The 22480-nt window shown below is 65.6% G+C and carries 16 protein-coding genes; 3 read left to right on the top strand and 13 right to left on the bottom strand.

Features of this window, described 5'->3' with window-relative positions:
* The first annotated feature begins 294 nt into the window (after nucleotides 1-294).
* On the top strand, nucleotides 295-8016 hold the full coding sequence (locus ACEN9T_RS01505) for a glutamate cyclase domain-containing protein (RefSeq protein WP_413706210.1): 7722 nt from the start codon (nucleotides 295-297) through the stop codon (nucleotides 8014-8016).
* 75 nt (nucleotides 8017-8091) lie between these two features.
* On the opposite strand, the gene ACEN9T_RS01500 is transcribed toward ACEN9T_RS01505, so the two are convergent.
* The 13 genes from ACEN9T_RS01500 to ACEN9T_RS01440 form a co-directional block, all read right to left on the bottom strand.
* Nucleotides 8092-9159: a flagellar biosynthesis protein FlhB gene (locus tag ACEN9T_RS01500; protein WP_413706209.1), complete on the bottom strand. Its 1068-nt coding sequence runs from the start codon at nucleotides 9157-9159 to the stop codon at nucleotides 8092-8094.
* Nucleotides 9156-9932: a type III secretion system export apparatus subunit SctT gene (gene sctT / locus ACEN9T_RS01495; RefSeq protein ID WP_254775666.1), complete on the bottom strand. Its 777-nt coding sequence runs from the start codon at nucleotides 9930-9932 to the stop codon at nucleotides 9156-9158. Before sctT ends, ACEN9T_RS01500 begins: the two co-directional genes overlap by 4 nt.
* A gap of 28 nt (nucleotides 9933-9960) precedes the next feature.
* Entirely contained in the window at nucleotides 9961-10455 is a 495-nt protein-coding gene (locus tag ACEN9T_RS01490) for a hypothetical protein (protein WP_413706208.1), read from the bottom strand.
* Nucleotides 10452-11810, bottom strand: a complete 1359-nt coding sequence (locus ACEN9T_RS01485; protein ID WP_092971968.1) for a FliI/YscN family ATPase — start codon at nucleotides 11808-11810, stop codon at nucleotides 10452-10454. The genes ACEN9T_RS01490 and ACEN9T_RS01485 overlap by 4 nt, the downstream gene beginning before the upstream one ends.
* Nucleotides 11807-12412 (bottom strand): type III secretion system stator protein SctL, encoded by a 606-nt coding sequence (gene sctL, locus ACEN9T_RS01480; protein WP_413706207.1) that lies wholly within the window; start codon nucleotides 12410-12412, stop codon nucleotides 11807-11809. The genes ACEN9T_RS01485 and sctL overlap by 4 nt, the downstream gene beginning before the upstream one ends.
* Nucleotides 12394-13056 carry a SctK family type III secretion system sorting platform protein gene (locus tag ACEN9T_RS01475; protein ID WP_175537118.1) on the bottom strand — a complete coding sequence of 221 codons (663 nt, stop codon included), beginning with the start codon at nucleotides 13054-13056 and terminating at the stop codon, nucleotides 12394-12396. The genes sctL and ACEN9T_RS01475 overlap by 19 nt, the downstream gene beginning before the upstream one ends.
* Complete coding sequence (sctJ, locus tag ACEN9T_RS01470) at nucleotides 13053-13820, bottom strand: type III secretion system inner membrane ring lipoprotein SctJ (RefSeq protein WP_092971971.1); 768 nt, start codon at nucleotides 13818-13820, stop codon at nucleotides 13053-13055. Before sctJ ends, ACEN9T_RS01475 begins: the two co-directional genes overlap by 4 nt.
* A 1-nt stretch (nucleotide 13821) precedes the next feature.
* Nucleotides 13822-14403 carry a hypothetical protein gene (locus ACEN9T_RS01465; RefSeq protein WP_024978641.1) on the bottom strand — a complete coding sequence of 194 codons (582 nt, stop codon included), beginning with the start codon at nucleotides 14401-14403 and terminating at the stop codon, nucleotides 13822-13824.
* A 62-nt stretch (nucleotides 14404-14465) separates the two neighbouring features.
* A complete protein-coding gene (locus ACEN9T_RS01460; RefSeq protein ID WP_092971972.1) occupies nucleotides 14466-14672 on the bottom strand; it encodes a hypothetical protein in 207 nt (68 codons plus the stop codon).
* 152 nt (nucleotides 14673-14824) lie between these two features.
* Entirely contained in the window at nucleotides 14825-16018 is a 1194-nt protein-coding gene (locus tag ACEN9T_RS01455) for an FHA domain-containing protein (protein WP_092971973.1), read from the bottom strand.
* Entirely contained in the window at nucleotides 15978-17912 is a 1935-nt protein-coding gene (gene sctC, locus ACEN9T_RS01450; protein ID WP_092971974.1) for a type III secretion system outer membrane ring subunit SctC, read from the bottom strand. Before sctC ends, ACEN9T_RS01455 begins: the two co-directional genes overlap by 41 nt.
* Nucleotides 17913-17927: 15 nt before the next feature.
* A complete protein-coding gene (gene sctS / locus ACEN9T_RS01445; RefSeq protein ID WP_024978637.1) occupies nucleotides 17928-18203 on the bottom strand; it encodes a type III secretion system export apparatus subunit SctS in 276 nt (91 codons plus the stop codon).
* 44 nt (nucleotides 18204-18247) lie between these two features.
* A complete protein-coding gene (locus tag ACEN9T_RS01440) occupies nucleotides 18248-20203 on the bottom strand; it encodes an FHIPEP family type III secretion protein (protein WP_413706583.1) in 1956 nt (651 codons plus the stop codon).
* A 318-nt stretch (nucleotides 20204-20521) separates the two neighbouring features.
* Here ACEN9T_RS01440 and ACEN9T_RS01435 point away from each other — a divergent pair, with 318 nt between their 5' ends.
* Nucleotides 20522-21370, top strand: a complete 849-nt coding sequence (locus tag ACEN9T_RS01435; protein WP_413706206.1) for a helix-turn-helix transcriptional regulator — start codon at nucleotides 20522-20524, stop codon at nucleotides 21368-21370.
* On the top strand, nucleotides 21367-22455 hold the full coding sequence (gene sctQ, locus ACEN9T_RS01430) for a type III secretion system cytoplasmic ring protein SctQ (protein ID WP_413706205.1): 1089 nt from the start codon (nucleotides 21367-21369) through the stop codon (nucleotides 22453-22455). Before ACEN9T_RS01435 ends, sctQ begins: the two co-directional genes overlap by 4 nt.
* The last annotated feature ends 25 nt before the right edge of the window (nucleotides 22456-22480 follow it).

The raw sequence follows: 22480 nt of genomic DNA, 5'->3' as shown, positions 1-22480 counted from the left end.
TGTAGGTGGCTCGCTTGCGTTGCACCCGCTGCGCCATCGGCCCATGCAGCGCGTTTAGATTACGGATTTTCGTGCTGCGGCGCACGCTCATGCACGCCTGTTCGGCGGTTTTTACCAAAGCCCCGCCAAAACTGCCACGGACCCTCGTAGTTTCTACAAACGCGGGCGCGCCCACACCGCGGCGCACTACGTAATTTGCCAATAGCTGTGCTGGCAACCGGCGTCCAGAATGCCCTTATCACCCGCTTGCTTTCAATCAGGCCCACCCCGCATGGGGCGCAGCTGGAGGACACCATGCCTGCCATCGACGAGATCAACGGCCGCATCGTCTACTACCGTCCGCCGCCCCCTCCGCCTCCCCCGCCCACCCCCGCGCAGAAACAAGCCGCAGCCGACGCAAAGACCAAGACGGACGCGGCCATCCAGACAGCCAATACGGCGGTCAACGACTACATCAACAACGGCGACGACTCCACGGCCGCGCAGGACAAGCTCGACAAGCCGCTTTCGGACGTCATCAACTCAGTGCAGAACGAGTTGCGCCGGCAGGCCGACGAAGCGCCCGGCGGCGGCGAAAAGAAAGCCATTGAAGACGCGGCGGACGCCATCAAGAAACGCGATCCCGATGCCAAATGGCTCGACAAGATCGTCGACGACGCAAAAGACGCGGTTGAGAAGCAAGACCTGAGCCAGCGAACCGCATCGGAAGCGCGCGACGGCGTGCTTGATGCCCAGGACAAGCTGCAGGACGCGCAAGACATCAAGGTCACAAACCGGACTATTGCTGAAGACAAGCAGGACTCGATCAACGCGGCCCAGGCCAACCTGAACCAGGCCATCGAGGATTTCAAGACTGCCCTTGGCGGCGAGCTTTCCACCTACGAGAACTTCGGCTCGGGCGACAACCTGCAGGCCGCCAATGACGCCACCGATGCGCTGGCAAAAGCCCACCCTGATTGGGACGACGGCAGCCTTGCCCTTGCCAGGAACATCGCCACGGCCGATGCAATCCAGTACCAGATCAACCACATCAACCCGAACGACCCAACGCTGTCTGCCCAGGACAAGGCACTCGCCACCGACGACCCGGTGCAGTTTGCGTGCGTGCAGCTTGCGCGGCCGCATGCCAATGACAAGAACGCCGAGCAGATCTACGAGCAGATCGGCGCAGCCAGCTACGACGTGCGCGTGAACTTCACCAAGGACCAGGTCGCAGCCAAGATGAAGGCGGGCGATGCTCAGGGCGCGCTGAATATCCTGTCGACCAACATGAACGACGTGTCGGTCACCAGTGCCGACCCCGACGCGCGCGACCATCTGTATCAGGTGGCCGGCGCGCCCTTCTTCAACGCGCACAGCGACTACTTCAACAAGCAGATCAGCGACCTCACCCAGGTCTACAAGTACAACCCAGACGACCCGGACGCCAATCGCAAGATGGCCGACAGCACCGTCAAATACGACGCCGTCGGCAAATGGATGAAGGACCTGGCCAAGGTGGCGCCACCCGAGGTGGCAAACAACCTGCTGACCACCGTAGAAGATCGCTTCAACGACAACGGCCACTGGTTCCAGAGCAACGCCGGCGCCGACACGTCTGGACTCGTGCCCCACGGCTCGGACTTTTATGGCGGCTTGAGTCTGACGGCTGCCGTGGCCGATTCGCCGCGCTTCGCCAGCGACCAGTCGAGCACCGACCACGCCCAGCAGGTTGCCAACTGGCTGACCACCAACTCCAACGCCAAATCGTTCCTCTACAGCATGCAGACCTCCGGCTCGGGGGGGAGCATGCCGTCGTGGGTGCCGGTGCAGAACGCCGTAGGCGACGGCAACGGCGCCACCGTCACCGATGCGCTCATCCAGCAGCACGGCAAGGACTTGCCCAACGTCGACATGCTGCAACGCGCCTTCGACCGCGGCAACGAGAAGGTCCAGCAAAAGCAGGCAGAGGCTGACTACAAGACGTTCCAGTCCGACCAGAATGCGGGGCTGAAGAACATCTTCGGGCAGATGTCCAAGGCCACCTTTGGAAAGGACACACCGCTTTACAACGACAAGGCGCAGACCTTCAGCGGACCCGATTCCGACACGCAGCTCAAGAACTACATCGGCGGCGCGCTGATGATCCAGGCCGACAACGCTGGCGCGCAGAGCAGCGGCGCCACCGGCACCGCGTGGTTCACCGGCGGCAACAGCACCAAGGTCATCAACGAGGTCAACAAGACGATCCACGAGGCGGGCGGAGACAACCCGACCGTGAAGGCCATTCCCATCGCCTATGTGGACAAGAGCGCGGGCGTGATGCCGACGGCGTTGTTCGAAGTGGCCGACAAGAATGGGGGTAAGCCTCACTACATCGACGATCGCGGTTGGGACTACAGCAGTCTGGATGATTACCGCCACAACAACGCCCTGTCTGACGGCGGCACGATCTACGTGCCGAAGAATCTTGCCGGCACGGTCTCGCTCGACAGCAATGGCATTCCGGACGTCGATCACTTCAGTGCACATATCACCACGACGGGGCAGAAGATCCGGCACGTTGTGGACATCGTGGCCGGTGTAGCCACGGCGGTGGGCGGCGTGATCCTGTCAGTCGGCACGTTTGGCGGCGCAGCACCCATTGGCGGGGCCTTGGTTGCGGTCGGCACGGGATGGATCGTGGGCGAATCGATCGATCACCTCGACACACTGGCCGATCACGGCCGCTCGTGGTCGCCGCTGAACCCCGAAGCGACGAATGACTGGCTGGCCATCGTCACCTCTGCTGCGGGCGAGTACAGCCTTGCGGGCAAGGGCCTGGTCGCCGTATCGGACGTGGCCAATGCATCGAGGCTCTTCAAGATCACGCGCTCGGCGTCGGACCTCGTGGCTGGCGGCGGCGGCATGATCATGACGGGCGCGCAGGTCAAGGACCTGCTGATGTACGGCGACCGGATGTCGGGCTCGCAGAAGGCCGAATCCATCATGTTCCTGGGCCTCGGCCTCGGCCAGGTGGGTGCAACGCGCATGCTCGAACGCGTTGGACTGTCACAAGGCACGGAACGCGTCGGCCTGCTCAACGCACTGAAGAACAACGCCGGCCGCTACAAGCCCACCGAGGTGGTGCCCGAGCCCACTACGGTGGCTGCCAATGACCCAGCCACTGCGGGCCGACCAACCACCGATCCGACCACCGAGCCAGTGATCACGCAAGCCGGCGGCAAGACCACGGAGCCTGCCGGCACCACCGCTGGCAACGATGGGAAAGACGGCACGACTGGCAAGCCCGGCACGGACCCGACCGCCCCGATCGACCCGGTCACAGGCAAGCCCAAAACCGCCGGAGACCCCGTCACCGAACCAGGCAAAACGGGTACATCGGGCGACGAAAGCAATCCGACCAAGCCGGGGCCCGCGCGCCCCTCGCGGCCGCTGCCGGGTGCCCTGGACGACCTCGCCAACCCGGAAATTACGCTCACCAGCTTTACCGACACACAAAAGGCTCTGGACGCCGGCACGCAGAATGCACTGTCGCAGCATGCCGATCTGCTGCTCGATGCCGAGAACTACCGCACCGACGGCACAACCAATGGCCGCCACCCGCACGGCATTGGCGTGCGCAGGCTGGCCGCCAAGCTGGCCGAGATGAGCGACGAGCAGCGGCGCCTCATCCTGAACAAGGCCGAGTTCGCGCACGACACCGCCAACATCAAAGACCCCGTGCGCATGAGCTGGCGCCAGCGCATGCAGCTCTATCGCGGCAAGTCGTCGGTATTCGGCCGCACGGCAGATCGGATCATGTCGCCGGTGGACCGCATCCAGGCGCTTTTCGTGGATCGCGGCATACGCAAGTTCTTCGTCAAGGGCGGCACGGAAGACGCCGCCGCCGCGCTGAAAGACACCCAGCGCATTCTGCTGGTGACGGGCTTCACCGTCGGGCGAGACCCGGTCTCGGGCCGTGCCCTGCCCGAAACGGACGGCCCCGTCGGCACCGCTGAAATGGCGGCCAAGCTCGCGCTGGCCGGCCGCGACATGACCATCGCCACCGATTCGGCCAACATGCCGGTCGTGCAGTCGGTGCTGGCGAGCCTCGATGGCGGGCATCTCGTCAAGCTGGAGCCGTTCGATGCCAAGCGCGGGCAGCCCGCTCGCGATGCCGCAAACGAACTGCTTGACCGCGTGCAGCCCGATGCAGTCGTCGCCATTGAACTGCCGGCCCGAAATGCCGACGGCGACTACCTCAACATGCGCGGCATCTCCGTGGCGGAGGTGAATGCCCCGAAGGATCAGATCGTGCTTGAGGCCAACAAGCGCACGGGGATTGTCACGGTAGGAGTGGGCGACGGCGGTAACGAGGCCGGCATGGGCAGCCTGCGCAGCAATATCCCACCCGTCACGCTCGCCGATAACACCACGATCGATTTCGCATCGACCGTGCCGGTGAAGTATCCCGTGACTGCGTGGAACTCCAACTTTGGCGCACAGGCCATCCTGGCCAACATGCTGCACCAGATGGGCCGCATGGACCTCATGACCACGCCGGAGGAACTACACGCAGCCATCAAGGCTTCAGTGGATGCAGGAGCGGTGGACGGTGTCAGCCGCAAGAGCGAAGCCAGCGTCGACGGTTTCCCCTCACAGGTGCATCAGGGCATGCTCGTGCTGCTGCGCAATGCCATGAACCACATGCCTGACGGCAAGACGTTTGACGAGGCCACGCCCAACGAGCCCTTCACCGTTGCGGCCTTCGACTCCAGCAACGGCGGACTGATCGCGGCCAAGAACATGCTGGCCATCATCAAGGCCGAAACGGGTGAAGACTTGCAGATGGTGCCGGTGGTGGACCACGCCAACGCACCATATGGCCCCAAGAGCCCGGACACGCTCATCCGTCTTGTCGGCAATGGGCTGCAGACCGCACAGCGTCTGAAGGCCGCCATGGTGGCCATGGCGTGCAACACGGCGTGCACGGCGTTCCCGAAGGCGCTGGACAACGTTGATGTGCCTGTCATCAACCTGATTGACGTGACGTCGCGCGCCATGGTCGAACACGGCGGGGACCGCCCTGCCGTCCTTGCCACGGCGGGCACCGTCAAGAGCGAGGCATACCAGAACACGGTCGCTGAGCTGTCCGATGGTCGGATCACCCCGCAAGCCGTTGCCGCCCACAAGTTCGCGGATTTCGTCAACGACCTGAAGCACAAGAGCGATGACCCAAAGGTGAAGGAAGAGCTGCAAGACGCCTCGGACGCATACGTCAACGAACTCCACCCGGAGACCACGTCGCTGTGGCTATGTTGCACGCACTACCCGGCGATGAAGGATTTCCTCGTGACCTCGCTGCTCAAGCGCGGCATGGATATTCCGGTGATCGATCCGATGGAGTACCAGGCCAGGGCGCTGCTCAATGAAATCGGGAAGAGCGATTGGCACACGCCAAGCGCGGCGTATTCCACCGATCCGTACGTCGTCACCTCGGGCAAGACCGGCCCGGTGAGCGAATCGGCGCAGAACCTGATGGAGCGGCCCAACGTGCCCGTGCAGCGGGTGCGCAGGTTCGGCCCCGGCAAGACGCTGGATGGCGCCATTCCACCGAACCCCCGCATGGAGCCCACGCCCATCAGCAACGCCGTGATGGCGCTGTTCAACCCGGACATGGCGCGCATTGAAAATCCTAACGGGGTCGGCAACGCCGCCGCTGCGCTGCAGGGCAGCAACCGCATCCTGGTGCTGGCCGGGTCGCGCAACGCGCATGGCGCGGTGGATACCGACGGCATTGCCGGCGCCGCCGTGTTCGGCCATGACTTGCAGGCGGCGGGCAAGCAGGTCGTCTACGTGGTGCCGCACGAAGCGGTACCGGCACTCGATGCCGCCTTGCAGGCGCGCGGGGCCGCCGTCAACGACTACAGCATCGTCCCGTTCAACGCGGAGCCCGGCGAGCAGGCGCGCACAACGGCGCAAGATCTCATCGATCAGGCGTCGCCCGACACGATCGTCTCCATCAACGTACACGGCCGCAATAGTGAGAACCGCTACGTCGATCAGAACGGCAACGACGTCACTGACCAGACCGTCCCGCTGGACGAGGTGGTCATTGCCGGCTGGAAGACCGACGGCGTGACCACCATCGGTGTCGGCTCGCGCGGGCATGAAGCCGGCATGGGCAACACGCGCCGCACCGCGCCGCAGGTGATCCTGCCCGACGGCACGGTGGTGGACCCGCGTTCAGTGGTGCCGGCGGACCACTATGTGAGTGCATCGAACTCCAACTGGGGCGCGCACGGCCTCGCGGCTTCGGTGCTAGAAGCCGCCGGCCGCACGGATCTGCTGACCACTCATCAGCAGCACATGGACGCGCTGAACGCCACCGCCAGCGCCGGCGCGGTCGATGGCGCGACGGGCCAGGCCACCGGCACCGTCGGCGGGCACGACAGCAACACCTACCAGACCGTCGTGCAGATGATCAACCTGGCGGCAGGCAAGAAGCCCGACGTGCCGCCACCCACGCCCGCAAGCGCGACAGGGCCGAAGGGGCCGGGAGGCCCGCAGCCCACCGGCAGCAAGACCACTGAGCCCACCACCCCGGCCATCAAGACCGGCGAAGCCGGCGACGATGGCAACGGCACCCCGCCCACCGAGCCCGACAGCGCCGCCAGCGCCGGCGAACCCAAGCGCAAGCCGTGGATCCGCTGGATCTTCGCGGGCTCGCTCACGGGGGCGTTCTCCACGGCTGCGAGTTCCGCCACGCTCACCGGAAGCGCCGCGACGCACGCGGTATTCGATCCGTCCGTCACCAGCCCGCTGTCGTTCATGTATCGGGGCGGCATCGCAGCGCTGCGTGCCAACAAGACGCGCGCCGTGTCTGACCAGGTCAGCAAGTTGGGCACTGAAGATTCAGACTCGGCACTGGCCTGGCTCAAGACCAACATGTCGGATCGCGGGCGCCGCTGGGGCGTGACAAAGGGCGACCGGAAAACCATCGCTGACGCAGTCGCGCGTTTCCAGGACAACCCGGATGCGCTCACTACAGCGCTGTCCAAGGTCGACGATCCCAAGGCCAAGGACGACCCCGATGTCCAGGCACTGATGGCGCTCAAGGGGGCGCCGGGCAAGCTGCTTTCGCCCAAGAGCCCCGTAGGGCGCGCGAACGACACGCTGCAACTGCTGACACTTGCGCTCAATAACGGCAACACGGCTTACTGGTTTGCCACGCATGGGGCGCACCTGAACACGCCATCGTTCTGGAGCAATGCGCTGTTCCTGAGCGCCAACCTGGCGCTGTCCAGCCGCAACTTTGCCGGCCGCCTGGGCGCTACATTCAACGACAAGGCGACCAACACGAGCCCGTGGCTGAACCGCGCGCAGGCATTCACGATGTCGCTGTACACGGTCGGTTCGGTGCCCCTGGCGATGAACGACGCGCTCATGCACACCAATAGCCCGGCCATGGGGGCCACCAAGGCAGCACTGGACCTGGCATTCGGCGCAGGCGCCCTGCGCATTGCCGGCGACCTGATGCCCAAGGTCGGCCAACGGCTGCCGAGCAACGCCATGCTGCCCGGCGGCGTGATCCTGGGTGTGGCGGCGGTCACGCGCTTCGGCATCGAGCTGTTCGTGCCCAACCAGGCGGCCAAGCCGGCGGTTGCGCAGGTGCAGGCCAACGGCAACGGGCAGGATCAGAACAACCAGCCTAATGCCGAGTTTCCGCTGCCCGACATGCAGGGCGTAAGCGGTGATCTGCTGCGCGCCAATGCGCCGCACGCGTTGCCATCGATCGGCACAGGCACCTCGCCGCAGTACGCGATCGTTGGCCCAGGCGGCACGCTCTGGCAATTGAGCGCTGCCGATTCTGCCAAGCTGCTTGGCACCACGGGCCCGGCATCCGATGCGCGCACGGCTGCCGCGCTCGACAAGCTGGCACCGATGAACAGCCAGTTCGACTGGGCAGCGCTGGATGGCAATCCATATACGCAAGGCGCAACGGGACAGGACCCGGATCTCGTCGTCCCGGGCGACATCGTGCGGATCGGATAACGGGGAAAGCGGGCAACGATCGGCGGGCGCAGCAGTCAGGCGCTTGCCGTTCTTTTTTTGCGCTCCCTTACGCGCTCAGGAGGTGGACGACACGTACGGATTGCCCACCGCATCCGCGCCTTCAGCCCAGCGCAGCAGCGCCGCCACATCGCGGAACAGCGTGCGGTCAATGGTGGTATCCATCGGCACGGTGTCGTGCAGGCGCTCCGCCAGCCCCGCGTTGGCTGCGGTCGGCACGAGGTGGTATTCGGCCATCTGCCGGATGCGCTGGACAGACTCGCCGCTGCCCTTGGCGATCACCATCGGCAACGTGCCATCGCCGGGGTAATACAGCGCCACCGCATGCCGCGCGCTGAACACGATAGCGGTAGCAATGCGCATGCGATCTTCCAGCGCGCTGTATTGCACCTCCAATGCAAGCTGGCGACGGCGCCCCACGATGTGCGGATCGCCTTGCAGCTCGCGGTGCTCACGGCGCAGTTCTTCGGTAGACATGCGGTTCTTCTTGAAGAATTCGAAACGCACGTGCCAGTAGTCCAGCGCGGCCATCAGCACATACACCACCGCCGCCCAGCCGAACAGCAGAAGAATCATGTGCGCGACCACGGCCAGGATGGCCGCCGGCCGCCCGTAGCCCGCCTGCAGCGGCAACGCCAACGACGCGCGAATCACCACGAACAGCGTCAACGCCAGGCAAGCCACCTTGAACAGCATGATGGCCAGGCCGATCAGGTTGCGCACGGAGAACATGCGCTGGATGCCCTCCCCAGGATTGAGCCGTGACATTTGCGGCGTCAGGCGTTTGGGCGCGAACATGCCGCCCACCTGGGCAAACGCACCCAGCACAGCCAGCACGGTCACCAGCACCAGGACGGCTGCGCTCAACAGGATCCACTCCGCCCCCGCCGATACCAACGCCTGCCGCACCGCCGCGGCTGGGTCGCGCGCCTGCGCCACGGCGCTCACGTTCTGTATCAGCAGGCCGCGCATGCGTTCGAGCAACCACGGCCCGCCTTGCCACAACAGCACGAGCATCCCGATAAAGACCAGCGCGCTCGTCACGTCCGTGCTGCGGACGACTTCGCCTTCGCGCCGTGCGTCCTCCAGACGGCGCTGTGTGGGCTTGTGCTGTTTCTCGCTCATGCGCCGGGGCTGTGCAGCAGCGCGCGCAACAGCCAGACCATCTCGCCATTGCCGGCCAGGAAGGTGCGCATCGATTCGAAGACAAAGCCGAGGAACAGCACCATCATCAGCACGGCCAGCAGGCTCTTTACCGGCTGAGCAAACAGGAACACGTTCAACTGCGGCACCGAGCGGTTGATCAGCCCGATGCCCAGCTCCGCCACCACCAGCACGATGATCACGGGTGCGGCCAGCTTGAGCGTCCAGCCGAGCACGCTATCGGCTTCGTGCACCGCAAACTGCTCCAGCGCAACCGATGCGCTTGGCAACATGCGCTCGATCGGCCAGAGCTTGTACGACTCGAAGAACGCGCCAAGCATCACATGCAGGCCGCCGCCTGTGACGAACAACGTGACAGCCATGAAGCCGAGAAAACTGGCGGTCGGCCCGCTCTCATGCCCGGCCACCGGGTCAAAGAAGGATGCGTTGCCCGAGCCGGTCTGAAAGTCGATCAGGTGGCCGATGTTCTCGATGGCCCAAAGCAGCGCGCCAAACGCCATGCCGAGCAGCACGCCGATCAGCGCTTCCTTGAGCGCCAGCGCCATCCACAGGCCGCCGCCCTGCACGTTCATCGCCGCGCCCGCCATGGAAGGCGCCACGAACACCGCCAGGATGGCGATGAACCCGCTGCGCACCATGCCCGTCACCACCCGCCCGCTGAACACGGGCACGATGAACATGATGGGCAGCAGACGCGGCAGCACCAGCAGCGCCTGCCGGAACAAGCCTTCCATGGAGTGCGGATCGAACCCTTGCATCGGCTCAGGCGGTGATCTTCGGGCTGACAAGCTGGCGCGCGAGCTGGGCTTCAAGCGCGGCGTCTTCTTCCTGCCATTCCGCCGCGCGGCGCTGGGCGGCCGCCACGCGCTGCTCGGCGCGGTCGACGGCTTCACACTTGGCGTTCGCGCGGGCCACATGCCGCTGGGCGCGTGCCTGCGCCACCTGCTCGGCCGCCAGCACTGTGCTGGTCTGCATGGATTCGACATGCGCATTGACGATGGCACGATCCAGCGCCAGCCGCGCGGCATTGGCGCCGCACAGCAGTGCGACAGCGCTGCGCGCATCCTCACGCACGGCCTGTTCAATGGCAGCGTCGTGCGCAGAGCGCGCCGATACCTTTTGCTGCAACCCTTGCTGCGCCGCCGCGTTCTGCGCGGCTGCCTGGGCCAACAGGGCTGCCTGCTTCTGCGCACGCGCCATGGCGCCGAGCTTGCGCGCCTCGCGCACGCGGGCGAGCTGACGCAGCACGTCACTCATAGCGCCCCCACCACGGCTTCAAGGTCGGCCACGGTGCGCTCCAGCTTCACGCGCGTATCGGCGTCTTGCTCAAAGAAGCGGGCGAGCGCGGCATGGGCGCGCAATGCGGTATCGCCCAGGGCATCGCTGCCTTCGCGGTATTCGCCAATCTGCACGAGCAATTCGATCTCCTGGTATTTGGCCAGCAGCTCGCGCACGCGTTGCGCGGCGGCACGGTGCGCAGGCGTGGTCACCTGCGGCATCACACGGCTGATGCTGGCCAGCAAATCAATAGCCGGATAACGTCCCGCCAGCGCCTGCTTGCGCGATAGCACGATGTGCCCGTCGACGATGGAGCGCACCTCTTCGGCAATCGGATCGCTCTCTTCATCGCCCTCCACCAGCACGGTGTAGAAGGCGGTGATGACACCATGCGCCCCCGCGCCCGCCCGCTCCAGCAATTGCGGCAATACCGAGAACGTGGAGGGCGGAAAACTCCGCCGCGTCGGCGGCTCGCCGCTCGCCAGCCCGACCTCGCGCTGCGCCCGCGCAAACCGCGTGAGTGAATCCACCAGCAGCAGCACGTTCTTGCCGCGATCACGGAAGTATTCGGCCACGGCGGTGGCCACCAGCGCGCACTTCACGCGCTCCATGGCCGGCCGGTCAGACGTAGATACCACCAGCACCGTCTTGCGCCGCGTCGCCTCCGGCAGGCACAGCTCCAGAAATTCACGCACTTCGCGCCCGCGCTCGCCAATCAGTGCGATGACGTTGACGTCGCTCTGCGCGCCGCGCGCGATCATGCCCAGCAGCGTGCTCTTGCCCACGCCCGACGGCGCAAAGATGCCCAGCCGCTGGCCAATGCCCACTGTCAGCATGGCGTCGATGGCGCGCACCCCGGTTGAGAGCGCCGCGTCGATGCGGCGGCGTGACAACGGGCTGGGCGGCTCTGCATGCGTTGAAACACGCTCCTTGGTGAACAGCGGCCCGCCGTCATCCATGGGCGCACCCAGCCCATCGAGCACGCGGCCAAGCAACGCATCGCCCACGCCAAAGCGATGCGCGCTGCCAGAGGGAATCACCTCCGTGGCGGCCGACAAGCCGTGCACGCTGCCCAGCGGCGTCAGCAAAGTGGACTGCCGCTCGAAACCAACGACTTCCGCATAGACGCTGCGCTCGCCAGGCGTGCGCAGTTCGCACACCTCGCCCAGCCGCGCCTGGATGCCCGATGCATTGAGCATGAGCCCGACCGCACGGTGAATGCGCCCGCGCATCTGGACGCCCGCAGCCATCCCGTCGGTGCGCTCCAGCACGTCGCGCAGGCTACGTTCCAGATCGCCCGCGTCAATGATGTGGCTGACAGCGGGCTCGGTCATGCTTCGCCTCCCACCAGGGCGGCGTGCAGCGCTGCCAGTTGCGTGTCGATGCCGGCTTCGACCACGCCGGATGCGGTCTCCACCACCAGCGCCTCTTCCGAGAGGCTGGCGTCGGGCACCACGCGCACGCGGCGGGTACCGTCGATCATGGTGCCCAGCACACGCTCCAGATCCGCCACCTGCTGCGGGGCGATACGCACCGTCAGCACGGGTTCGTGTTCGACCAGTGTTTCGATGCGCGCGAAGGCCTTGGCATAGATCGCCTCGCGCGGCAGATCGGCCGCCAGCTCGCGCACGGTGCGCGTGACGAGTTCGGCCATCAGCTGCTTCATGGCCGCCAAGGCCCGCGCGTTGGCAAGCGCATCGGCATACAGCCGCGTGGCGGCTTCGCGTTCGCCCTTTTCATAGCCTTCGTCGTAGCCGGCCTTGAGTTGTTGCTCGCGTTGCGCCTCGGCGTCTTCCAGCAGGCGCTCGCGTTCTTCCTGGGCGCTGCCGAGGATGCTCGTGGCATCGAGCAGCGCCGCATACTCGTGCTGCTTGAGCACCTTGCGCTCGCTCAGGATATGCAGCTTGTCGGTGGTAATCAGAAAAGCCAGTCCCATGCCGGCACCTGTTCAGGAATCAAGCTCAGCCGCAACAACTCGCCCAGTTCTGCGCGTTGCGTGCGGCCTAGCAAATACGGCGGTCGATCGGCGTCGGCCGCGTTGCGCGGGAACTTCAACGCCAGCCGACGGATGACGGCCGGGCCAAACGGCACCAGAAAATCAGTCAGCAACCGGCGCCCACGGGCGCGCAGCGTTTCCACCGCCAGGCGCGGGTACTGGCGCTGCGCCTGCAAGGTCTCGGCAACGGCCTCGAAGGCCGGCATGCGTTCCAACGCAAATGCCACAAGCGGCGCGCCGAACGCGAGGTCGATGGCCTGCCGGGTCTTGCGCGAGACTTCGCCCTCGCGTAGCCATTGGCGATGCAGGCAAAGGCCGCAGCACATGGCCATGCGCTCCAGCGCGTCGGCGGGCAACAGGGCGATGCGCTTTTCCACGGCGGCAAAGTCGTAGTCCCATTCGCCCTGCAACTGATGGGCTTGGAGCAGCGCCCGCGCCAGCACAGCGCGCCCTGCCTCGCCATAACGGGCTGGGTCGCGCAGCGCAAGCGGCCAATCCGCCGGCAGCCACGACGCGTCGATATAGCGATCCGGCCGCAGGTTGAACGTGGCAACCAGCCCTGCCAGGCGCGCATCGTTGGTCATGACGCCCGCTCCGGCCGACGTCCGCTGAGGTTGTCGAACGCGCCACGTCGCCATGCCACGAGACCTGTTACAACGAGTGCCGCGATGATCAGCAAGCCGAGCAGCCACACCAGCGGGTTGCGCGTGCTGAATGTGCCGAGCAACGCCGCGCCCTTTCGCACGTCCACCGGCACCGGCTGGGCGCCCTGCAGGAACAGCGATACGTTGTCGTAGCTCAGCCCTTCAATGCTGTGCGCGACGAGGTCTTTCACCATCGGCGCCATGGCGGTGAGGTTCACGCCGGGCCGGTAGCGGATGTACACCGCAGCGGAGGCTGGCTTGGCCTTGTCGGCCAGCGGATCGTTCTCGGGAATGACGACATGCACGTGCGCGAGCATCACGCCATCCACATCGAGCAGCGTGCGCGACAGCTCCTGCGAGACGCCGTAGATGTAGCGAACGCGCTCTTCAGCAGGCGTGGCCACCAGCCCCTGTTTCTGGAACACCTGGCCGAGTGACGCCAGGCGCGGGCGCGGCAGGCCCTGCGCACGCAGTACCGCCAGCGAAGGACCCATGTCGGCCTGGTCGACGGTAAGCGTCCAGGTGCGGCCCTCCTGGCCCTGGCCGTCCTGCACGAGCTTCTGCCCGCTGATGCCAGCCGCCGACAGCGCGGACACCATCTCGTTGACCTCGACCTCCGACAGGCCGGTGTACAGCTCCTGCTCGCACCCGGCCAGGCCGAAGAGGCAGGCAAGCGCCATCAGCACACCCAGCAATCGGTTCATGTCAGCCTTCCTGGTTTTTCAGCAGCGAGTGGCTCACGCCGTTGGCGGCCTGCGCAAAGCTCATGTCCATCTGGTACTCGGCCAGCGTCATCGAGGCGAAGTAGCTGAAGTCGGCCAGCTTCACCATCGTCATGGTCACGTCCATGCTGTCGAGCGAATCGAGCATCTCCTGCCGCTTGCTGTTGATGCTGGTGTAGCGCTCGTTGAGGTCGTGGCCGTAGTCGCGCCACTGGCCCATCGCACCGTCGGCGCCAGGCCCGCGCGTGAACGAGAACGACACATCCGGCACCGGCGATGGCGTTGCGTGGGAGGCCATCGGAATGGGTTGTGCCGGCAGCGTGGCCGGCTGCACCGTCGTGGTGGCAACCGGGCGCATCATGCCGCCAAACTGCTGGGCGTCGGTGGGCATCGCGGCTTGCGTAGCCGGAGTGCCGATGCCCTGCTCGACCTGCCCCGGGCCCTGGGCCGCATACGCCGCGGGGTTCACCTGCGCGGCCTGGCTGGCGCCGGCAGCACCGCCGGCTTGGGCCTGTGCAGCTTGAGTCGCGGCAACGGCCGCAATCGCATTTGCTTCGATCGACATCGTGCCCTCCTGAATTCGATGAAGCGGCGGCAGGCCGCGCCCGCCGCCGCTGGGGTTGCGCGTCAGCTCGCGCGCGCGCCGTCGCGGACGGCACCGGCTGCCGAAGCCGCCGTATTGCTCAGCGATTGGGCCGCGCCGATGATGCCGCTGGCGGCGGCGCCCTTGGCTGCGGCGGCCTGCACTGCCGTGGCGATCTTCAGTTGGTCTTCGCCGGACTGGTTGATGCTGCCGATGGCGCCGTCAACGCCGGTGGTGGGTGTACCTGCCATGGTGCTCTCCTGGATGTCAGTCAAAAAGGTCAAAAGGGTCAAAAGGAACTACCAACTGCACTGCCAACTGCTTGCGGCGAAAGCCGACCTCGCATCTGCCGGCCACCTCCGTACGACACACCGGGCGCATAGGAGAAAGGGGACCCGCTGCGCTACGGTGTTTGCGGCTGGATCGGCCACGTGACCGATTGCCCGCCGCGGTCGAGCACCACACCATCTGAAGCGATGCTCTTCACCTGGAGGCCGCCCTTGAGGTGGGCGCCCTCGAAATACAACTGGCCGTCGCGCGTCTGCACAAAGCGCGTACCGTCTTCGTCTTCATATGTGCTCACGATGGCGGGCAGGCCGTCGGCGCGCGGCGTTTCCGCCACGACGTTCGGCGGCGGCGGGCCATCCCACGCCACGCGGTCAACCACCTCGACGGCGGGCTTGGCGTCGCGCGCGTAGTTGCGGATGCGCTGCCATGCCTGTGCGCGATCGGCCGTACCGCTCACCACGATGCGGCCGTGCCCGTCGTAGGCCACGTTCAGCGCGGCCGTGCCGCTTGTGCCGCCCGCGCTGAAGTACTGCTGCGCAGCGGCCAGCAGGTCGCTCACCACGTACACCTCGCCGATCGACACATCGGACAACCCGCGTGCGCGGCTCAGCAGCGCCTGATGGTCTGCCTCGGTCGGTACGTAGCCGGACACGCGCGACGTGCCGTCCGATGCCGGCGTCACCACAATCTCTGCCGGGTCACCCAACGCGTGACGGACCTGCGCTGCACGCGCCGCAGGGTCGCGGCCCCACAGCGACCAGCCGTCATGCCCGGCAAACGCGACCACGCCGCCGGCCAGCAGCACCGCAAGCCACAGGCCGATGCCGGCAACCAGCCACGTTCGCCCGCGCCCCGCCTTGGTGGACACCCGCGACAGCCACACCGCTGCGGCCAGCGGCAGCCACGACGGCACGCGCTCTGCCAGCACCGCAGCACCCGCACCTTCCACCGCGGCGGCCGGCATGCGGATCGTTCCGACCTTTTCGATGCCGACACGGATGTCGCCCATGGCAATCACATCGCCCGGCACCACGCTGCGGCGCGTCTGGCCGAATGGCTGGCCGTTGAGCGTTGGCTCGGCATCGTCCAGCCGGCGTGCAGAGACGGCAATGCCGCCCACCTCGAACATCAGCTCGCGCGCGGCGACACTGCTGTCGGGCACGATGATTTCGCAGTTGGGCGCCGAGCCGACCACGTTGGCGCCCATCCGCAGCGGCATCGATCTGCCGTATAGCGGGCCGCTCAGGAAGCACAGCTTCCAGGGCGATTTATCCGAGTGCGGCGAGGGTTGTGAGGCTGGCTGGTTCATGCAGTCGTGAAACAGGCGGCGTGGGCAAGGTGCCGACACTGGCCGGCGGCTGGTTGGGTGCCGGCGTGTTGGGCAACGGGCCCGGTTTCCAATCGGTTGATCCCGGCACCGGCATGCCAACGCCCGGAATCGACACGGCGGGCACGTCGTTCGGGTTGGTGCTGGCGGCGGTCAGGACGCGCGGGGTCAGCAGATAGAAGCGCTCCATGTGCTGGCCGGTCTTATTGGTGTACTTGAACAGGTTGCCGATGAAGGGCACGTCCGACAGGAACGGAATGCCCGACTTGGTGTTGTTCAGGCTGTCGGAGTTGAAACCGGCAATCAGCAGGCTTTTGCCCTCTTCGATCATCGCCTTGGTGACGATGGAGCGCTCCTGCACGACCGGCAGCTGCGAGACGCGGTCGTTGGTCAGGTTGCCGTCGTCAATGTCGATCGACATCATCACGCTCATCTGGCCGGCCTCGTTGACGATGAGCGGCGTGACCTTCACGCTCGTGCCCGTCGTGATGCCGTACAGCGATGCATCCTGAAAGCCCGACACCGGCACATAGAAGTGGATGAGGTTTTCAAGAATCGCCTCGGTGTTGTCCAGCGCCAGCACCTTCGGCTTGGCTTGCAGTTGTGCATTGCCGCTCTGCGTGAGCGCATTGATGCGCGCCAGCAGGTAGTTGCGCAGACTGCCGCCAATCGATGCGGTGAGCGCCATGCCGATCGGCGTGGTGGCGCCGGTCTGGCCGTCTTCGGTGGTGCCGAGGTTGAACGTGAGCGGCGGATTGTTGCCGTTGCCGGATTGGAAATCGCCGTGCGTGGTGTGCAGACGCCAGTCGACGCCCAGGCTATCGAGCGAATCGGTGCTGATGTCGATGATCGTGAGGTTGATCTCCACCAGCCGCGGCTTGGTATCGAGCGAGGCAATCAGGCGCTCGTACTGCGCCATGTGCTCGGGCACGTCGCGGATGAGCACGGCGTTGATGCCGGCGTCGGCCTCGATGCGCGGCAGGTCAGGCGGTGCACCGCCGCCCGATGCTGCGGGCGCCTGTGCGCCGTAGCCGGAATCGCCCTGCGCGCCTGCCAGCGGAATCTCGATGCGCGGCACGTTGATGCTGTCACCGGAACTGAGCTTCATCTGCCGCGTCGGCCCAGTCAGCCGCATGGCGCGCGTGGGCGACATGCCGGGGCTGCTTGCACCGGGGTTGGGCGCGCCCAGCAGGCGACGCATCATGGTGGCAATGCCGGGAATCGTCACGGGCTTGCCAGACCGATTGATCTCCACATCGCCCGCCCATGCGTACTTGAGCGGGAATGCGCGAATCTCAGCGCGATCCGCACCGCGCGACGGATCGGCAATCGATGCAATGGCCTGGCGCACCAGTTCCACATAGCGCTTCGGGCCAGACGCGTAGACGGTGTTTTCCTTGTCGCTCACAACCAGCGGAAAGCGCTGATCGGTGATCTGCATGGCGCGCAGGATCTGCGCAAGCTCCGGGCCGCTGCCCTTCGGAATCGGGAAGACCTGCGTCTGTGAATCATCTGCACGGTCCACGTAGATGAGCGAACCGTCGTAGTACCACGTGAGCCCGTAGGTGGCGCATACGGTATTGAGCGTGCTGGCCGGCGGGCCAGAGAACTTGCCGTTGATGGTGCCTTCCACCTTCGGGTCGACGACCGCCGTCACGCCTTGGGATGCCGCCAGCTCGCGGATGAAATCGCCCACCTTCTTGCCTTCGGCCACCAGTGTGTACGACCGGTTGCGCCAGCGCAGCTCGGCCGCCTGCACCAGGGCCGCCGTCGTCAGCAGCCATAGGCACGCTGCAGATGCACTCCACCGCAGGAATCGATAGCGTTTGTTCACGCGTGTTCTCGCTCGGTTATGTTGTTGTTTGTTCGGCGCCATCTCGCGATCCCCCCGCTAGAAAGGCGCCACACCGCCGTAAAACACCTGATCGAGTGCCATGCGGGCAAAACGCAGCACTTCGCGTCCGCCCCACCCCGCCAGCACCACGATGGTCACCATCACAGCAATCAGCCGCACCGACAGGCCGATGCTCTGATCCTGGATCTGCGTCACTGCCTGCGCGATGGCAATCAGCAACGCCGATACCGTCGCCACCGCCACCACGGGCAACGAGACCAGCAGCACCAGAAGCAAGCCCTGGCGCGTGGCTTCGAGAATGGTGGCGCTCATGTTCATGGGCCTGTCTCCTTGTGCGGTCCGTGCGTTCTGTGTGTTCAGGCGGGGTTGGTCACCCAGCCCACGGTGTTGAGTTCGATCGCTTCGTCGATCTCCTGGTACGACAGCACCGGCAGATCGCCAAACACCGGCTGCAGCATCGTCTTGACGTAGCGCCGGCAGTTGAGCGACACCATCACCGCCAGCGGGCGGCCATGGCGGTCTTTCTCCAGCGGGCGGGTGCCGCCCAGGATCTTCACCACCTGGTCGGTGATCGCCTGCTTGGCGTCGCGCGTGAGGCTCAGCACGCTACCCTGCTTGGTGTGCACGACGGCCTGCTCGATGCGCTCCTGCAAAGACTGCTCGAACAGCACCACGTCGAGCACGCGGCTGGTGCCGCAGAACTGCTCGGTGATCTGGCGGTGCAAATCCACGCGCACCAGCTCCACCAGGCCGATCACGTCTTCGGGCTCTTTGGGCGACCACGTGATCAGGCTCTCGAAAATGGCGCGCAGGTTGCGGATCGACACGCCCTCCTGCACCAGCCGGCGCAGCACTTCCGTAATGCGCTGCGGAGGCACCAGGCGCGTGAGTTCAGCCACCAGCTCGCCGTGTTCGCGGCGCATGATCTGGATCAGGTTCTGTGTTTCCTGAATGCCGATGAGTGACGCAGCGTTGCGCTCGATGAGCGTTTCGACTTCTGCAGCCAGGCGGTCTTCGGCGGGCACGGCACCGTCTGAAATCGCATCGCGCTCCGGCAGCGTGCCTTCGGCGGCCAGCACGTCCTGCACAAGCAGCGCGTAACCGTGGGCGGGCAACGCCGCATCCCAGGTCAGTTGCACGCGTGGGAACACCGCGCCGAGCCTGCGCTGCACGCGCGATTTGGCTTCGGCCAGGCGGGTCTGCAAGGCAACGAGTTCGATCTTGCCGCGCAGGTCTTCCGACAGGCGCACCGCAATGGGCGCCGCAATGCCTTCTGCCGGCGAGCCAGCTTCGGGTTCGGCCAATCGCCGGGCATCGGGGCCGAGCACAAGCAGATCGAGCGGCGGAGCCTGCCGGCGCTGGCGCATGCGGAGGAACGCGGCGGCCGCGGTGCCGATCGCCAGTAGCAGGAACGACCATTTCGGAAACCCAGGCACCAGCAGGAACGCCAGCAGCACCCCGCTGGCCATCAGCATGCCGCGCGGGTGCGCGGTGATCTGCGCGCCGATCTGCTGGCCGAGGTGGCGGGCCTCGCGATCACGCGTGGCTACTCGGGTGGTGACGATGCCGGCGGCAATCGATACCAGCAGCGACGGAATCTGCGAGGCCATGCCGTCGCCAACCGTCAGGATCGCGTAACGGTGCAGCGCATCGCCGATCGACATGCCGTGCATCAACGCGCCCACGGCAATGCCGGCCAGGATGTTGATGACGGCGATGATGATGCCGGCAATGGCGTCGCCCTTGACGAACTTCATCGCGCCGTCCATCGCGCCGTGCAGTTGCGATTCCTGCTCCAGCGCCTCGCGGCGGCGCTTGGCCTCATCCGACGTGATGATGCCGGCGCGCAGGTCCGCATCGATGCTCATCTGCTTGCCCGGCATCGCGTCGAGTGAAAACCGCGCGCCGACCTCGGCCACGCGCTCCGAGCCCTTGGCGATCACGATGAACTGCACCACCGCGATCACCAGGAAGACCACGCCGCCCACGACGAAGTTGTTGCCGACCACCAGTTTTCCGAACGTGTCGATCACGTGGCCCGCGTTGGCCTGCAGCAGGATCAGCTTGCACGAGGCGATGTTCAGCGACAGGCGAAACAGGGTCGTGAACAGCAGCACCGCCGGAAACGACGAGAACGCAAGCGCCGACGGCAGATAGATCGACACGCACAGCAACACGATGCTTGCGGCCAGATTGAGCGAGATCAGCCCATCGAGCACAACGGTGGGCAGGGGCAGAACGAAGAGCGCGACCACCGCCACCACGAACACGGCAATCGCGATGTCGTAATTCACCAGCCGCGCCCAGCGCATGCCGGAGAGCGGAACATCCAACGCTGCAGCAAGATTCCGAGGCTTTGCCATGGAGCGCCTTTGGGCCCGTTTTGGACTGTTGGGACTGTTTTGGGCCGCGTGGGCCCACGAATCTCCGTAGAAGACAGGCGCTGTTGAGCCCCCGCTTCTCTTGCGAAAGTGTAGAAGTGAGGGGCCTGTCCGCTCAACGCTGAAACTCGTAGTCGAGCGGCCAATCTCTGACGAAGTTTCGGGGTCGACTACGCTTTTCGGTAGTTCATCGTGGTGTGTGCACGCCACTACAGTGAGTGCATTCACTTGCCACGCGAGAGGCCACGGTTGACTGCTTCGAATGTGGGTGCCGGCGATGTCCGCGCGCCGATCCTGTTTGGCGAAGAACACATCGTGGTCGATGCCGAATCGATCCGCCTGGGTGCGATGGCGCGCGCCGAGTCCTTCTCTGAAACCGCCCAGGATCTGCGGGCCGCGCACGGTGCGCAGGAACGGCAATTGCTGCTGCGCGCCGTCTTGCGCAGCATCGGCTTCGACTGGCTCTGCTACTACCGGCTGACACGCATTGGTGAATCGATTACGCGCGTGCTGTACTTCCGTGCGTATTCCCCGCCGAACTGGCCCAAGCGCTACATCGAAGAGCGCTACTTTGAAATCGACCCGCGCCTGGCCTTTGCGCTGCGCCACGAATGGCCCCTCGTGTGGGACCTGGCCGACCTGGGCGCCACGCTTACCGCGCCGGCGGATGCGGACCGCCTGCACCGCCTGCTGCAAGACGCGGAACGCTCCGGCCTGCGCAGCGGCATCAGCTTCGGCGTCGTCAGCCCACGCAGCCTGGAACACAGCGTCATCTGCTTTGGATCGGGCAATAACGCCAAGGGCTGGATTGCCGACAACGTGGTCGGCCAAGCCTATGCCGTAGGGCTGGGCCTGCATGAATTTCTCATGCAGCACGCCAAGCCATTGCATGAAGACACGCACGCGCGTGCGCTCACGCAGGTGCAACGGCAGATTCTGGAATTCATCACCAGCGGGTTGTCGGACAAGGCGATTGCCGAGCAGCTCAACATGTCGCCGCACAACGTCGACTATCACCTGCGTCAGCTCAAGAAGAAATACGGTGCACAGAACCGCGTGCAGCTGGCCTATATGGCCGGGCGCATGTTCATGACATGAATACGCTCGACGCACGCATGCTCTCCGCTGTGGACCAGACACTGGCGCGTGCGCTGTCGCGCCTGTATCTGGCGCGCGCGGCACTACCGTTTTCCGTAGGGAACATGCCCTACGAAGCGCGTTGCGAAGCGCATGCCGTGCAGGCTGCGGCACAGGCCTACCGCTTCACGTTGGGCGATGCCCCGGGCTGGCTGCTGCTCGATGCCGCCGCTGAACGTGCATGGCTGGCCGACGCCGCAGATGCGCACGTGCCGCAAGCCCTGCGCTGCGCCGTGCTGGCCGACGTTCTGGCACCGCTCACTCGGGCCATCGAGCAACGCAGCGGACGCGCGCTTATGTGGTTGCCAGAGACCGCCTCGCCCGACGTACGGCTGGACCGGCCAGACGTCCTGCAGATGATGATCACCCGCCGCGATGACGAATCCGTCGGGGACGGTGCCGCGCCGTGGCTGGCGCGCGCCGGTCTGCTGTTCGACGCGCCGCAGGTGCTAGCCGAACTGTGCCCGCCGGAGTTGGCCGCGGAGCCCATTCCGCTGGCCGCGTTCATGGGCACGCAGGTGCCGCTGCGCTTCGAGCTGGGCGCCACTTTTCTGTCGCGCCGCGACTTTGCCAGCATTGCGCTGGGCGACATCGTGCGCATCGAAAAATGGCTGCCCGCAGGCAATGCGCTGCGCTGCGTGGCCCGCGTGCGGGGGCAACTACACCTGCGTGTTTTCGGGCAAGTGCAAGGCAACCGCATCGTCGTGGAAACCGTAGAGGAAAAGCCGATGACAACAGAGAACCCAGCCCCCAATACCGCTGCATCCGGCACGGAACCCTCCGCGCGCCCGCTTCCCACCGACAGCCTGGACGACATCGAACTGGTCACCACTTTCGAGCTGGAAGAGCGGCGGCTGTCATTGGCCGAACTGCGTGCGTTACGGCCCGGCACGGTCATGGAGCTGGCGCAGCCGCTCAATCAGGCTGTCATCCGCATCCTGGCCAATGGCATGCCGGTTGGCGAAGGCCACCTGATTGCGGTCGGCAACCGGCTCGGTGTGCGCGTGTCGCGCTTCATCGGTCAGGCGGCACCGGGGCAGGCATAACTAACGCCCCTCCCTCAACAAGAAC

The sequence above is a fragment of the Ralstonia sp. Ralssp110 genome (assembly GCF_047325135.1).
Lineage (GTDB): Bacteria > Pseudomonadota > Gammaproteobacteria > Burkholderiales > Burkholderiaceae > Ralstonia > Ralstonia mojiangensis.
Note: the sequence above shows the minus strand (reverse complement) of the source record. Positions and strands in the feature narration are given on the sequence as shown.

Bases quoted from the DNA above. Each gene is read 5' to 3' on its own strand.
- ACEN9T_RS01505 (WP_413706210.1), top strand. From the start codon at position 295: ATGCCTGCCATCGACGAGATCAACGGCCGCATCGTCTACTACCGTCCG.
- ACEN9T_RS01500 (WP_413706209.1), bottom strand. From the start codon at position 9,159: ATGAGCGAGAAACAGCACAAGCCCACACAGCGCCGTCTGGAGGACGCA.
- sctT (WP_254775666.1), bottom strand. From the start codon at position 9,932: ATGGAAGGCTTGTTCCGGCAGGCGCTGCTGGTGCTGCCGCGTCTGCTG.
- ACEN9T_RS01490 (WP_413706208.1), bottom strand. From the start codon at position 10,455: ATGAGTGACGTGCTGCGTCAGCTCGCCCGCGTGCGCGAGGCGCGCAAG.
- ACEN9T_RS01485 (WP_092971968.1), bottom strand. From the start codon at position 11,810: ATGACCGAGCCCGCTGTCAGCCACATCATTGACGCGGGCGATCTGGAA.
- sctL (WP_413706207.1), bottom strand. From the start codon at position 12,412: ATGGGACTGGCTTTTCTGATTACCACCGACAAGCTGCATATCCTGAGC.
- ACEN9T_RS01475 (WP_175537118.1), bottom strand. From the start codon at position 13,056: ATGACCAACGATGCGCGCCTGGCAGGGCTGGTTGCCACGTTCAACCTG.
- sctJ (WP_092971971.1), bottom strand. From the start codon at position 13,820: ATGAACCGATTGCTGGGTGTGCTGATGGCGCTTGCCTGCCTCTTCGGC.
- ACEN9T_RS01465 (WP_024978641.1), bottom strand. From the start codon at position 14,403: ATGTCGATCGAAGCAAATGCGATTGCGGCCGTTGCCGCGACTCAAGCT.
- ACEN9T_RS01460 (WP_092971972.1), bottom strand. From the start codon at position 14,672: ATGGCAGGTACACCCACCACCGGCGTTGACGGCGCCATCGGCAGCATC.
- ACEN9T_RS01455 (WP_092971973.1), bottom strand. From the start codon at position 16,018: ATGAACCAGCCAGCCTCACAACCCTCGCCGCACTCGGATAAATCGCCC.
- sctC (WP_092971974.1), bottom strand. From the start codon at position 17,912: ATGGCGCCGAACAAACAACAACATAACCGAGCGAGAACACGCGTGAAC.
- sctS (WP_024978637.1), bottom strand. From the start codon at position 18,203: ATGAGCGCCACCATTCTCGAAGCCACGCGCCAGGGCTTGCTTCTGGTG.
- ACEN9T_RS01440 (WP_413706583.1), bottom strand. From the start codon at position 20,203: ATGCGCTGGGCGCGGCTGGTGAATTACGACATCGCGATTGCCGTGTTC.
- sctQ (WP_413706205.1), top strand. From the start codon at position 21,367: ATGAATACGCTCGACGCACGCATGCTCTCCGCTGTGGACCAGACACTG.